This window comes from Marinococcus sp. PL1-022 (genome assembly GCF_033845285.1).
Taxonomy (GTDB): Bacteria; Bacillota; Bacilli; order Bacillales; family Marinococcaceae; genus Marinococcus.
Genome location: NZ_JAWXCX010000001.1, coordinates 1996668 through 2009080 on the forward strand (window position 1 = coordinate 1996668; position 12413 = coordinate 2009080).

General features: G+C 46.0%; 15 protein-coding genes. 12 read left to right on the forward strand and 3 right to left on the reverse strand.

The annotated features are described in order from the left end of the window. The first annotated feature begins 197 nt into the window (after positions 1-197). The 10 genes from SIC45_RS10250 (at position 198) to SIC45_RS10295 (ending at position 9369) form a co-directional block, all read left to right on the forward strand. On the forward strand, positions 198-2603 hold the full coding sequence (locus SIC45_RS10250; protein WP_319632085.1) for a Na+/H+ antiporter subunit A: 2406 nt from the start codon (positions 198-200) through the stop codon (positions 2601-2603). Further along, a complete protein-coding gene (locus SIC45_RS10255; RefSeq protein WP_319632086.1) occupies positions 2600-3022 on the forward strand; it encodes a Na(+)/H(+) antiporter subunit B in 423 nt (140 codons plus the stop codon). The genes SIC45_RS10250 and SIC45_RS10255 overlap by 4 nt, the downstream gene beginning before the upstream one ends. Continuing rightward, complete coding sequence (locus SIC45_RS10260) at positions 3022-3363, forward strand: Na(+)/H(+) antiporter subunit C (RefSeq protein ID WP_022793834.1); 342 nt, start codon at positions 3022-3024, stop codon at positions 3361-3363. The genes SIC45_RS10255 and SIC45_RS10260 overlap by 1 nt, the downstream gene beginning before the upstream one ends. Then, on the forward strand, positions 3356-4843 hold the full coding sequence (locus SIC45_RS10265) for a Na+/H+ antiporter subunit D (protein WP_319632087.1): 1488 nt from the start codon (positions 3356-3358) through the stop codon (positions 4841-4843). The genes SIC45_RS10260 and SIC45_RS10265 overlap by 8 nt, the downstream gene beginning before the upstream one ends. Further along, positions 4843-5319, forward strand: coding sequence for a Na+/H+ antiporter subunit E (locus SIC45_RS10270; protein WP_319632088.1), 477 nt, complete (start codon positions 4843-4845; stop codon positions 5317-5319). Before SIC45_RS10265 ends, SIC45_RS10270 begins: the two co-directional genes overlap by 1 nt. Next, positions 5319-5606, forward strand: a complete 288-nt coding sequence (locus SIC45_RS10275; RefSeq protein WP_022793831.1) for a Na(+)/H(+) antiporter subunit F1 — start codon at positions 5319-5321, stop codon at positions 5604-5606. The genes SIC45_RS10270 and SIC45_RS10275 overlap by 1 nt, the downstream gene beginning before the upstream one ends. Further along, positions 5590-5973 carry a monovalent cation/H(+) antiporter subunit G gene (gene mnhG / locus SIC45_RS10280; protein ID WP_319632089.1) on the forward strand — a complete coding sequence of 128 codons (384 nt, stop codon included), beginning with the start codon at positions 5590-5592 and terminating at the stop codon, positions 5971-5973. Before SIC45_RS10275 ends, mnhG begins: the two co-directional genes overlap by 17 nt. 267 nt (positions 5974-6240) lie before the next feature. Beyond that, positions 6241-6513 (forward strand): HU family DNA-binding protein, encoded by a 273-nt coding sequence (locus SIC45_RS10285; protein WP_022793829.1) that lies wholly within the window; start codon positions 6241-6243, stop codon positions 6511-6513. Between the two features lie 124 nt (positions 6514-6637). Further along, complete coding sequence (locus SIC45_RS10290) at positions 6638-6943, forward strand: HesB/YadR/YfhF family protein (protein WP_319632090.1); 306 nt, start codon at positions 6638-6640, stop codon at positions 6941-6943. 443 nt (positions 6944-7386) lie between these two features. Continuing rightward, positions 7387-9369, forward strand: a complete 1983-nt coding sequence (locus SIC45_RS10295) for a S9 family peptidase (protein WP_319632962.1) — start codon at positions 7387-7389, stop codon at positions 9367-9369. 79 nt (positions 9370-9448) lie between these two features. On the opposite strand, the gene SIC45_RS10300 is transcribed toward SIC45_RS10295, so the two are convergent. Continuing rightward, a complete protein-coding gene (locus tag SIC45_RS10300; RefSeq protein WP_319632091.1) occupies positions 9449-9646 on the reverse strand; it encodes a hypothetical protein in 198 nt (65 codons plus the stop codon). A gap of 64 nt (positions 9647-9710) precedes the next feature. Here SIC45_RS10300 and SIC45_RS10305 point away from each other — a divergent pair, with 64 nt between their 5' ends. After that, a complete protein-coding gene (locus SIC45_RS10305) occupies positions 9711-10352 on the forward strand; it encodes a CoA pyrophosphatase (protein ID WP_319632092.1) in 642 nt (213 codons plus the stop codon). Positions 10353-10382: 30 nt separating this feature from the next. Here the strand turns inward: SIC45_RS10305 and mtnN are convergent, their stop codons facing one another. Continuing rightward, on the reverse strand, positions 10383-11072 hold the full coding sequence (mtnN, locus tag SIC45_RS10310; protein ID WP_319632093.1) for a 5'-methylthioadenosine/S-adenosylhomocysteine nucleosidase: 690 nt from the start codon (positions 11070-11072) through the stop codon (positions 10383-10385). A gap of 80 nt (positions 11073-11152) precedes the next feature. Here mtnN and SIC45_RS10315 point away from each other — a divergent pair, with 80 nt between their 5' ends. Next, positions 11153-11368, forward strand: coding sequence for a DUF2536 family protein (locus SIC45_RS10315; RefSeq protein ID WP_298788012.1), 216 nt, complete (start codon positions 11153-11155; stop codon positions 11366-11368). A 55-nt stretch (positions 11369-11423) separates the two neighbouring features. Here SIC45_RS10315 and SIC45_RS10320 read toward each other — a convergent pair whose 3' ends face one another. Further along, positions 11424-12239 carry a YrrS family protein gene (locus SIC45_RS10320; protein WP_319632094.1) on the reverse strand — a complete coding sequence of 272 codons (816 nt, stop codon included), beginning with the start codon at positions 12237-12239 and terminating at the stop codon, positions 11424-11426. Positions 12240-12413 lie beyond the last annotated feature (174 nt).

Below are 12413 nucleotides of genomic sequence, written 5' to 3' on the forward strand. Positions count from 1 at the left end.
GAAGCTTTTTTTTCAATTTTCTTTAGACATGGTAATACGATATTGAAAAAAATTGTGAAATACGCCCCTGTCTCTTCCTATATATGTGTTTGAAATGATTGCTGTTTCCGGGATTCGCTTCTAATGCAAGGCGTTTAGATATACGCTATAATGTGAAAAGAATTCAGTGGCGACCGAAACTAACAAGGAGGTTCTTCATGTTTACTATTTTACATCTTGCCATCATTGCGCCGTTTCTGGCTGCTGTGCTGGTGCCTCTTCTGTATAAATTTATTCCGCGTATACATACAGGATGGTTCGTACTCATCATTCCTATTATTCTTTTCAGCTATTTTTTGAGCTACCTTCCGGATGTTTCCGGCACGGGCTCCGTCATGAAAACATTCGAATGGATTCCCTCCTTAGGTGTCAATTACATTGCCTATGTGGACGGTCTCGGTCTTTTATTTGCGCTCCTGATTACAGGAATCGGAGCTCTCGTTGTTTTGTATTCCATCTATTATCTGGATAAGCATAAGGAACAGTTGAATAACTTCTATACATATCTGCTTCTTTTTATGGGTGCTATGCTCGGCCTTACGTTGTCAGATAATTTAATCGTTTTGTATACCTTTTGGGAAATTACCAGTATTTCATCGTTTCTGCTGATTTCTTATTGGTATACAAAAGAAAAATCACGCTACGGTGCGTTGAAATCACTGCTTATTACCGTTATGGGCGGCTTTGCCCTTTTAGTTGGTTTTGTACTGATCGCTTCTGTAACCGGCACCTACAGCATACGCGGCATTCTTGATGCTTCCGACCAGCTTGCCGACAGTCCGCTGTTTCTTCCGGCCATGCTTTTAATTCTGCTCGGGGCGTTTACAAAGTCTGCCCAGTTTCCATTTCACATCTGGCTGCCGGATGCGATGGAAGCCCCGACGCCGGTCAGTGCCTATCTGCACTCTGCGACAATGGTAAAGGCGGGCATTTATTTGGTGGCCCGCATGACGCCATTGTTTGCGGTCAGTGCCTATTGGTTCTGGCTTGTCACCGGCTTTGGGCTTCTTACTCTCATATGGGGATCGCTTTCAGCCATACGTCAGACCGATTTAAAAGGCATTCTTGCGTACTCTACGGTCAGTCAGCTCGGTATGATTTTGTCGATGCTCGGCGCCGGGGCTGCAGCGCTCCACTATGACAGTGTCGATAACAACGCCTATACGCTTGCGGTGGCAGCTGCTGTTTTTCATTTAATTAACCATGCCACCTACAAAGGAAGCCTGTTTATGATGGTGGGTATTATTGATCACGAAACAGGCACACGGGATATACGGCGGCTTGGAGGACTCATGACGCTAATGCCGATTTCCTTTACAATCGCCGTAATTGGCGGCTTTTCCATGGCCGGCCTGCCGCCGTTCAATGGATTTTTAAGTAAAGAAATGTTTTTCATGTCGATGGTGGAAATTACGCACTTTCCGCAGTACGGCGCAGAATCCATTGGTATTCTGCTTCCGATTGTCGCCTGGACAGCCAGTGTTTTCACCTTTGTTTACTGTATGATGATCGTTTTCCGGACCTTTACCGGAAAAATTCAAAAGGAAAAGCTTCCAGCCAAGCCACACGAAGCTCCGTTTGGCATGCTTTTGTCTCCCCTCATTCTCGTAGCGCTTGTCGTGTTCATCGGCTTTTTCCCGAATACGCTCGTGCCTGCGATTATTGAACCGGCCATGGCATCGATTATGCCTGAGCTTGCCCAGACAGGGTCGTTTGGGGTGGATATTTATTTCTGGCACGGCTTTACTCCTGAACTGTTTATGACTATCGGTGTCGTTCTGCTTGGTACGGGCATTTTCCTGGCGCTGCAGAAATGGAATAAAATGCACGCTGTCTTTCCGGAAAACCGTCTGTTTAACCAGGCGTATAACCGCTCTCTTGAAGGACTCGACCGTTCTTCTCACGCCTTAATGTCCTGGCATATGACGGGGCTCGTGAGAGATTACTTTATATATATTTTCTCTTTCACTGTGGTACTGCTCCTTTTCTCTCTTTTCGGCACTGGGGCATTTACCATCGATGTTGAAAATATGGTTCCGGTGAGCCCATATGAAGCAATACTCTCTCTTGTGCTGGTGGGGTCTTCCCTCATTCTTATGTTCACCCGCTCCCGGTTGAAGGCGGTCATTTCTCTGGGCGTGCTCGGATATACGGTAGCATTGTTTTTCGTATTGTTCCGTGCCCCGGACCTTGCCCTGACACAATTGACGATTGAGACCGTTTCAGTGACACTGTTTTTGCTTTGTTTCTACCATTTTCCGCAGATTTTCGATGCTTTGAAGGAAACGAAATTTCATACGGCCAACTTTGTCATCTCCGTTGCAGTCGGACTCACCGTCACTCTCATTGGACTTTCAGCCAGCGGCACCAGGCTGTTTCCGGCTATTTCTGATTACTTTTTGGAAAACAGCTATAAGGAAGCAGGCGGCAATAACGTCGTAAACGTTATCTTAGTAGACTTCCGGGGTTTTGATACCCTGCTTGAAATTCTCGTTTTAGGTATTGCCTCCCTTGGGGTGTACTCCTTAATTAAATTACGGCTGGCAGGAGGTGAGAATAAATGAAGTATAACGACATTATCCTGCAGACAGTAACAAAATTCATTTCATTTCTCATCTTTCTGTTTGCAGTCTATATCTTTTTCAACGGCCACCAGGAGCCCGGGGGCGGTTTTATCGGGGGACTGATGACAAGTGCTGCTTTAGTTCTTCTTCTTCTCGCCTTTGATATGGAGACCGTCCGCCGGGCCCTGCCGATTGATTACAAAATCATGACGGCTGTCGGGCTGGTGTTTGCTGTTGGTACAGGCGTAGGCTCGTTCTTTTTCTCGGCACCGTTTCTTTCACAGACCTTCGGTTATTTTCATTTTCCCGTACTGGGTGAACTGGAGCTGACGACGACGCTCGCCTTCGACTTAGGCGTTTATCTGGTTGTTATCGGAACGGCTATGACTATTATTCAAACGATCGGAGAGGATAAATAGTGGAAATAATTATGTCTATCCTTGCCGGCTTCTTATTTACTGTCGGTTTGTATTTAATACTGACGAAAAATTTAATACGCATTATTATTGGCAGCTCAGTTTTAAGCCACGGTGCTCATCTGCTGCTTTTGACCATGGCGGGGCTGAAGACAGGAGCCCCTCCGCTGCTCGGCCTTGAAGCTGACACTTATGTAGACCCGCTTCCCCAGGCGCTGATACTGACAGCTATCGTTATCAGCTTTGGAGTAACGTCTTTTATTCTTGTTTTAGGATACCGTACGTACAAAGTGACCGGAGCGGCTGAGACTGACCAACTGAGAGGAACTGATACTGATGAGTAATTGGCTGATCCTTCCGGTCCTTATCCCTCTCATCGCAGGGATCGTGGCATTGTTTTTCCCAAAGAATGTCACCGCGCAGCGCATCTGGGCATTTATTACGAGCCTGATTCTGATTGGCGTCAATATCTTTTTGCTTACGTACATATTGTCCAATGGAATCATGACTCTTGAACTCGGCGGCTGGGAAGCTCCATTTGGCATTGTGTTTGTGGGAGATTCATTAGCAGTGCTTTTAACAACAACTACTTCCTTTGTCGCTATGCCTATTATTTATTTTTCCTTCAGCACCATTGGAGTGGAGCGGGAAAAATATTACTACTACTCCTTTTTCCAGTTTTTAATCGCCGGGGTGTCCGGGGCTTTTCTGACTGGTGATATTTTCAACCTGTTTGTCTGCTTCGAGGTTCTTCTTTTAGCCTCTTACGCTTTGATCGGCCACGGCGGTACAAAAACACAACTGAAGGAATCGTTTAACTACGTTATTGTAAACGTTGTTTCTTCCGCGTTTTTCGTTATTGGTGTTGCATATCTGTACGCTGTAACAGGCACACTGAATATGGCCCAGCTCAGTGAGCGGGTCAGCGAAGCAGGCGCTGAACCGATCATTACGGTTATTGCCATTTTGTTTTTGATCGTGTTCGGGCTAAAAGGAGCATTATTTCCTCTTTACTTCTGGCTGCCTGGATCATATTCGGTGCCTCCGACAGCCATCGGGGCGATATTTGCTGCTCTTTTGACCAAGGTCGGCATTTACAGCATTTTTAGAACCTACTCTGTTATCTTCAATGAAGACACGGCCATGACACACACCATCCTTCTCGTCCTTTCAGCGGTGACAATGATTGTTGGTGTTATCGGCGCGATTGCTTACAGAGATGTGAAATTGATTTTAGTATACAATGTTATTGTAGCTGTCGGATTTATTCTATTCGGTGTCGCTTCACTGAACAGCGATGCGTTTATAGGTGCCATATACTACCTGCTTCATGATATTGTCATTAAAGCAGCCCTGTTTCTGATTATTGGGGCGCTGATTACTGCAGCCGGCACAAGTAAGCTCTCAGGGATGGGGGGAATTATTAAGCATCACCCGCTTCTCACCTGGATGTTTTTCATTTCCGCCCTAGCCCTTGCCGGCGTGCCGCCTCTTGGCGGTTTTCCAGGCAAGCTGATGCTTGTGGTCGGTGGTGCCGAAGCCGGTCATTACATTGTCGTAGCAGTCATGATGGTTGCAAGTCTGCTCGTACTGTATTCCGTAATACGCATTTTCCTGCAGGGCTTTTTGGGAGAACCAATGCTTACCCACGCAGAACAGCATGGCAGCATTAAAGCGCAGATGCCTCCCATCGTATTTCTTGTAGCGCTCTCGGCATTCATGGGCTTCGGTGCCGAAATCATGTATCCATTGGTGGAAAGTGCAGCAGAAACGCTGATCAATCCCCGTGCTTATATTGAAGCTGTGTTAGGGGGGAATTCATAATGGCTTTTCAGGTTATGATCAATCTTGCCATGGCCCTGCTTTGGATGATTATCAATGATGCCTGGTCGTTTGCATCCTTTATCAGCGGATTTTTCCTCGGCCTGCTAGTCCTGTATTTTATGAGAGGATTTTTCCGGGAGAGGCTTTATTTTCACCGGGTCTATGCGGCCTTGGTGCTGATGCTTATCTTCTTTAAAGAATTAATTCTGTCCAGCTTCTCTGTTGCCCGGCAGATACTGAGTCCTAAATTAAACATCAGTCCAGGCATCTTTGAAATGGAAACCACTCTTGAAAAAGAATGGGAACTCACGCTGCTGTCGCTTTTAATCACTCTTACACCGGGGACCCTGGTAGTAGAAGTAGCCCCGGACAACCGCTCGCTGTTTATCCATGCGATGGACCTCCAGAGTGTGGAAGCGGCTGAAAAGGAAATCCGCAATTCATTCGAAAAAGCGATTAGGGAGGTCAGCAGATAATGGTATTAAATGCAATTTATATTACAGCAGCAACACTTGTTTCGATCTCCATCCTGCTCACGCTGTACCGGGTATTTAAAGGCCCGTCGATGCCGGACCGTGTCATTGCGCTCGACGTTATTGGCATCCAACTGATTAGTGTAACAGCTCTATTCTGCATTATTTTAAATACGAGCGCGTTCATTGAAGTTATGCTGCTGCTTGCAATCCTGGCCTTCATTGGCACGGTAGCCTTCGCTAAATATATCGAAAAGGGTGTTGTGATTGAGCATGACCGAGATCGTTGATTGGATTGTAGCACTGCTTGCCCTTTTTGGAGCAGCTTTCAGCATCATAAGCGCTGTCGGTCTGCTTCGTCTTCCGGATATTTTCACACGTTCGCACGCTGCCACGAAGGCGGCTACTCTGGGAGTACTGTGTGTTGTGCTTGCCGCCTTTCTGTTTTTCATGGTACACACGCAGACCTTCAGTCTCCGCTTCGTGCTGACCCTTGTGTTTGTATTTGTGACAGCACCTGTGGGCGGACACTTGATCGCAAGGGCAGCTTATAACGCCGGCGTTCCACTCGCGGAGGGGAGCTCCCAGGACGCTCTCAGCCGATCCAGGAAAGAGAACCGGTCCTTCAATGAAGAGGAAACCGATAACCATCATTAAGGAAAAACCGGACCATTTATCTGGTCTGGTTTTTTGATATTCAATCTTTTTCTCATAAATACTGGAATTCTTATCAAACCCTTGTTATGATGGGGTTTAAGAAAAAAACCAGAATAATGTAAGTATTTTTAAAATATTTTTGCTTTATTCCTGGCTTTTCTTCTTAGAAACCTACAAAAATAAATGGAAGGGTTGACATACCGGGCTTTTCATGAGTTAATTTGGTATGAAAGACTCTAAATTTATGGAATGAAAGGGAGTATTTTCATGAACAAGACGGATTTAATCAACGCAGTTTCAGACCAGGCTGAGCTTTCGAAAAAAGACGCTTCCAAAGCTGTAGACGCTGTCTTTGACAGCATCACAGAAACTTTGAAAAAAGGCGACAAAATCCAGTTAGTTGGATTTGGAAGCTTTGAAGTACGCGAGCGTGCTGCACGTAAAGGGCGTAACCCACAAACAGGCGCGGAAATTAAGATCCCTTCCACGAAAAACCCTGCGTTTCGCCCAGGTAAACAGCTGAAAGACGCTGTAAACTAACATAAATATTTTAAAAACAGCCCTTCTGAAAATCAGGAGGGCTGTTTTTTCTTGAGGTTCTTTGGTGTTTCTTCCAGGGCGAATAAGGGAACAATTCTATATCATTCTTTGAAGGAGCTTGCGTATGGATATAACAATTACCCGTCCAGCGATTAAATGGATGAAAGAAGAACTAAATGTGGAAAGCGGCGATTCCGTAAGATTCTATGTCCGTTACGGCGGCTCTCCGCAGCTCTATCCCGGATTTTCTATGGGTATTGCTCTCGATAAACCGGAGAGACCGGCAGTAATGACAGAGGAGGAAGGACTCACCTTTTTCGTGGAAGACGCAGACAGCTGGTATTTGCGCTCGCACAATCTGCACGTCAGCTTCAGCCGGAAGCACGATACGATTATATTTGAATACAAGGAAAGCGGTGACGCAGAGTAGGAATTACTCTGCGTTTTTTCTCCGTCTTCCCCTCAAATTCCCTGAACAAAAAAAGGCTGCAGGCATTTGTGCCTGCAGCTTCAAAGGGAGAGAGAGTGATGCCTAAAGGAGAGCCTGTTATTCACGGCTACAGGAAATGGCTTGCTCCAAAATGAAAAACCACACTGGCTGATCCATTTCGATTGTTCCTGCGAAAGGCAACAATGTAAATGTTGGAACGAAGCATCTGCCTCCTGTTATTTATTAGTGTACATAGTTACTGCATGGGTTTCATTATGTATGTTAGATGTTCTTCCATTCTTTTTTCCTTCGGCTTTCATTCCTGCAGTTTAATTGTTTTTTGCGAATCGTTTTACTATACTAAAAAAGCACCCTACATACGTGAAACCTTTCCAAAATGAAGGGGATCACGGGTATACTACGAGGAGGACGTTACCTTGTCTATGAAAAGACCTTTAACTGCAGCAGATTTAGAACGTATTCACGTCGTGGATGATGCCCGTCTTTCTTCAGACGGCGAACGGTATGCTTTTGTACAAAAATCTATTCAAAGTAATACGAACAGCTACTATTCAAATATATACACGCAGTATTTAACAGACGATGTTCCTGTTCAGTGGACGTTTGGGTCTTATACAAATGTTTCGCCGCGGTGGTCACCGGACGGCTCCAGCCTCGCTTTTGTGTCTGACCGCTCGGGCCTTAACCAAATTTGGATAATGAGCACCTCAGGAGGAGAGCCAAAGCAGATTACCTTCGTTAAACATGGCGCCTCCAATCCAGTATGGTCGCCGGACAGCCAGAAGCTGCTGTTTGAAACGGAACAGGCTCCTGAAGAAGACATCTTTACTACGGAGGGAGACTCTCCGAATAATTCTCCTTCTGCTGTGAAAATTGACCGTCTCCGTTATAAATCAGACAGCCGGGGCTTTCATCACGGCAGACGCGTACACATTGGTTTATTTCGATTCGACCTCGAGGAGAGTTCCCTGCTCACTAACGGCAGCTACGATCACCACACTCCTGACTGGTCTCCCGACAGTCAATTTATTGTATTTTCAGCAAACAGAAACAGCGATGAAGACATTTCCCCGGTGCAGGATTTGTATACCCTAAACATTGAAACAAAAGAAATTTCCAAACTCACGGATTCTGCCGGTACCTTTACTAATGCCAGCTGGTCACCCGACGGCTCCTGGATAGCTTGCACTGGTCACGAATTGGAATATAAAAGCGCCACGATTAATCAAATCTGGCTGATCAATCCATTAACAAAAGAACGAAAAGGAATGACGTTAAAGTGGGACGTCCAAATAGGCGACTACATGATTGGCGATATCAGAACCGGTCATACCTCTGATAAGCCCGTATGGTCGAGCGATCAGGAGCATATTTACTTTTTGGCGAGCGAAAACGGAAAAGTCGGCTTGTATCAGATGGATATGCATAATGAAATCACCGCTGTTCATGATGAGGACAACCACGTTTTCTCGTTCTCCTTTCATCCTAAAAATGAACAGTTTGTGCTCGGCATCAGTGATCCTTCCAACCCAGGTGATTTTTACAGCCGGCGACTTGAGGACAAACGCCGTGTCCGGCTCACAGACGTAAACGCCAGCTTTTTAAAAGAGATTGATCTTTCCCTGCCCGAAACCTTTTCTGTCCGTACAGGCGATCATTGGGACGTTCAGGGATGGATAATGTATCCTGTTGATTATGAAGAAGGACAGAGCTTCCCACTGATTCTGGAAATTCACGGCGGCCCCCACGCTATGTATGGTCACACGTTCTTTCACGAGTTTCAGCTGCTTGCTGCCGAGGGATACGGTGTCCTGTTCAGCAATCCCCGGGGAAGCCACGGCTATGGCCAGGCCTTTGCCGATGCCTGCCGACGGGATTATGGCGGAAAGGATTTCGAGGATCTGCTTGCGATTCTGGATCATGCGGTTGAAAGCTATGAGTTTGTTGACCGCAATCGGCTGGGAGTAACCGGAGGAAGCTATGGCGGCTTTATGACAAATTGGATGATCAGCCATACTGACCGCTTTAAAGCGGCCGTCACCCAGCGCTCCATTTCCAACTGGCTCAGCTTTTACGGGGTGAGTGATATAGGCTTTTTCTTTACAGACTGGGAGATCGGTGTGCCGCTCCATCAGGATCCGGAAAAGCTCTGGCACCATTCCCCTCTCCGCTACGTCAAAGATATTCATACGCCTTTACTGATCATGCACAGCGAAAACGATTACCGCTGCCCGATTGAACAGGCGGAACAGCTGTTTATTAACATGAAATATTTAAACAAAACGGTCTCGTTTCTCCGTTTCCCGGGAGCCAATCATGAACTAAGCCGCTCCGGCCCTCCCGCTCTTCGAATCGAACGGCTGAATCACATGGTCGACTGGTTCCACCACTATATCGAAAAATAATATTCAACTTTTTCGGTGCCGTGCAGCATAAAATGATCCCGCTTCAGTAGAGAAGCGGGATTTCATTTACACGTCAGCATTAATAGTCCTTGTCTTCACTGCCGGAGCGTTTCTTCGTATGATGTTTTTTCCTGTTTTCTTCTTCTTCGTATTTCATATCTGCCAATGGAATTGGATCTTCCTTGCTCGCAGGCGGTCCTTCATTCCCCGGCTTTTTCTCCGGCTCCTGTTTTTTTTCTTTTTTTACTTTATTTTTAAGACGTTCTGATTCTGACATCTTTATCCCTCCTGTAATATAGTACCTGTAAGTATGTATACCACATTCGGGAGAAGGAAAAACAATGATACTCCAGAAGGAGGATACTATGCAAAATGCCCGCTATTGGAAAAACAGAATTCGCACCCGTTCTGCCGCTATAATGGGCGAAGAGCATATGCGAAAAGCAGCGGTAGTAGTACCCCTGCTTCAACTACACGATGAATATCATATAATGTTTGAGCGCAGAGCATGGTCGCTGCAGTCGCAGCCGGGAGAAATATGTTTCCCGGGTGGAAAAATCGATGATTCCGATCCTACTCCTCTTGCTGCAGGACTTCGCGAATTTGAAGAAGAAACCGGAATCCCCTCGCACGCGATGGATATATGGGGAGCTTTGGACGTTGTTGTCCAGCCATTTCAGCGAATAGTCTATCCCTACATTGGGGAAGTTGATTACGCGGGTGATTTTTCCCCTAATACCTCAGAAGTGGACGAACTGTTCACCGTGCCGCTTGATTTCTTTTTAAAGCACGAGCCCGAAAAGCATAATGTTTATATGGGCATGCGTTTTTCAGAAACTTTTCCCACTTCATTAATACCAAATGAAGAAACGTACCGTACAAACACTACAACGCTGCCCCAGTTTATCTATCACTACCAGAATGTCGTCATCTGGGGGCTGACCGCACAAATTATCCGGCATGCTGTTTCTCTTCTTCGTTAGCCTTCGCCTCTGAATAAAATAAAAGGCGACCTATGCCTGCGCCAAAAGGGCAATCACCATGTCAGCCGACTGCTTCGAAGCATGCTTTAAAAATTCATCGTAGGACTGCTTTGCTTCTTTGCCCGCAATATCACTGAGTGAACGGATAACTACAAAAGGGCAGGAAAACCGGTAGCATACCTGGGCAATTGCCCCTGCTTCCATTTCCGCACATTGAGGCTCCTCGAAGTGAGCTTTTAAGCTGTCTACCTGCTCAGTCTTACTCATAAACGAGTCACCAGACAAAATCAGCCCCGTCCGCGTATTCAGCTCCACCTGCGAAGCGGCGGCTTCTGCTTTCTCGATCCATTCCCGGCTTGCAGGATAAGCTGCCGGCATGTTTGGCACCTGTCCGAATTCATAGCCAAATACTGTTGCATCCACATCGTTGTAGCGCACCTCTGTGGATATCACCACATCACCCACAGACAGGTCCGGGTTAAATCCTCCGGCTGACCCTGTATTAATTACAGCTTCAGGCTTATACAGCCCGATTAAAAGCGAGGTAGCGATAGCTGCATTTACTTTTCCAATACCCGACTGCAAAAGAATTACTTCATGGCCGTTTAAGTGGCCAAAAGAAAAAAAGCAGCCTCCGGTTTCTTTTTCTTCAACGTTTTTCATTAAGCTTTTTAAATACTCCACTTCTTCTTTCATTGCTCCAATAATTCCTAAACGCATTGGCGGACCCACCTTTATCATTTACAATTATATTTACTGGTAAAACTACCTTGTACATTATAACGCAAAGGAGAATACATATGTCCTTAAACCTGCAAACAATCCGGGACAAGGTCGAATTTTTTGAATCATTGTCCCTCGAGCAGCTGGAGGCAGATATTCAAAAAAAGATCGATCAGAATGAAGCTTTGATGCTCGGGGTTCATCACGTTCAGCACCACGTTCATACCCGTTCAGAAAACGGTCGTTCAATTTACACCGCCGTCGTGCATTTCCGGGCTGTACCCACCCCTTAGTTTAGCCTGAACAATATAAAGAAAAACCGGCCTCCCTTAGGAAAGCCGGTTTTTTCTAGTCGTACTGATTACTGCTGAGACGTTCAACACTTGTTGGTTTCCAACCTTCGCCGTCCACCCACTCCATGCGTACTTCGTACGGATTTTCACTGCTGGCGTCTTCACTGATAACTGCTCTTGCAGTATCCTGCGATCCTCCGTTTTCGAGTCTCCACAGCACCGTGCTGTTGCCTTCTGTCGATCTCAGCCCAGTGGCAGCCTCCACAGCATCCTCCATTTCCTCCCAGTTCTGACCACCTTCAGTAAAATCAGCCGTAAAGTTTTCCTGTTCAGTGCCTACTGGTTCGTATTCACCGTCTTCCTGAGTTGTTTCCGTATCAGCGCTGTCACTGCCTTCTGATTCGGAAGTACTGCTGTCCTCTTCTTCTGATGAATCTTCGCTGGTAGTGCTTTCCTCAGGGGAGTCACTTTCGGCTTCATCATTTGAAGAAGCTGCCGGCTCTTCTTCTGTGGAGGAGTCGGATTCTGAGGAAGAATCAGATTCAGAGGTATTTTCTGATTCTTCTGAGGTATCTTCTGCACCTTCTTCATCTGCATTATTTTCCGGAGTTTCTTCTGTAGAAGAAGTGTCCGGGTTGTCCTCCGGTCCGCTTTCATTCTGCTCTTCTTCGGTATTGGTTGAGTCTGCCATCTCTTCTCCGTTATCTTCAGCCTGGTCGTTATTATTATTAAAAAACAATAACAGAATGCCAAAGAACAGAATGAGCACTGCTACAATACCAATAGCAGCATTTAAAACATTATTCATCCGCTTCTTTCTTTTCTTTTGAAAGCGTGAGCCGGACTCGTCGTTATAGTTGTTGTTCGACATCTTAGGATCCACCTGCCCTTATCGTATGTAATGCTTTTGTAGTACAAAAACACGCCCTGCAGAGAGAACGTAACATGTTTTATCATAAAGGAAATACTTCCGGATAACGAGGGAACATAGACCTATGATTTACATCCTCAAAGCAGGGCGCCGCGCTTAAGTTTTATTGGTACT

Coding starts and splice junctions, on each gene's coding strand:
- SIC45_RS10250 (WP_319632085.1), top strand. CDS start 198: ATGTTTACTATTTTACATCTTGCCATCATTGCGCCGTTTCTGGCTGCT.
- SIC45_RS10255 (WP_319632086.1), top strand. CDS start 2,600: ATGAAGTATAACGACATTATCCTGCAGACAGTAACAAAATTCATTTCA.
- SIC45_RS10265 (WP_319632087.1), top strand. CDS start 3,356: ATGAGTAATTGGCTGATCCTTCCGGTCCTTATCCCTCTCATCGCAGGG.
- SIC45_RS10270 (WP_319632088.1), top strand. CDS start 4,843: ATGGCTTTTCAGGTTATGATCAATCTTGCCATGGCCCTGCTTTGGATG.
- SIC45_RS10275 (WP_022793831.1), top strand. CDS start 5,319: ATGGTATTAAATGCAATTTATATTACAGCAGCAACACTTGTTTCGATC.
- mnhG (WP_319632089.1), top strand. CDS start 5,590: ATGACCGAGATCGTTGATTGGATTGTAGCACTGCTTGCCCTTTTTGGA.
- SIC45_RS10285 (WP_022793829.1), top strand. CDS start 6,241: ATGAACAAGACGGATTTAATCAACGCAGTTTCAGACCAGGCTGAGCTT.
- SIC45_RS10290 (WP_319632090.1), top strand. CDS start 6,638: ATGGATATAACAATTACCCGTCCAGCGATTAAATGGATGAAAGAAGAA.
- SIC45_RS10295 (WP_319632962.1), top strand. CDS start 7,387: ATGAAAAGACCTTTAACTGCAGCAGATTTAGAACGTATTCACGTCGTG.
- SIC45_RS10300 (WP_319632091.1), bottom strand. CDS start 9,646: ATGTCAGAATCAGAACGTCTTAAAAATAAAGTAAAAAAAGAAAAAAAA.
- SIC45_RS10305 (WP_319632092.1), top strand. CDS start 9,711: ATGATACTCCAGAAGGAGGATACTATGCAAAATGCCCGCTATTGGAAA.
- mtnN (WP_319632093.1), bottom strand. CDS start 11,072: ATGCGTTTAGGAATTATTGGAGCAATGAAAGAAGAAGTGGAGTATTTA.
- SIC45_RS10315 (WP_298788012.1), top strand. CDS start 11,153: ATGTCCTTAAACCTGCAAACAATCCGGGACAAGGTCGAATTTTTTGAA.
- SIC45_RS10320 (WP_319632094.1), bottom strand. CDS start 12,239: ATGTCGAACAACAACTATAACGACGAGTCCGGCTCACGCTTTCAAAAG.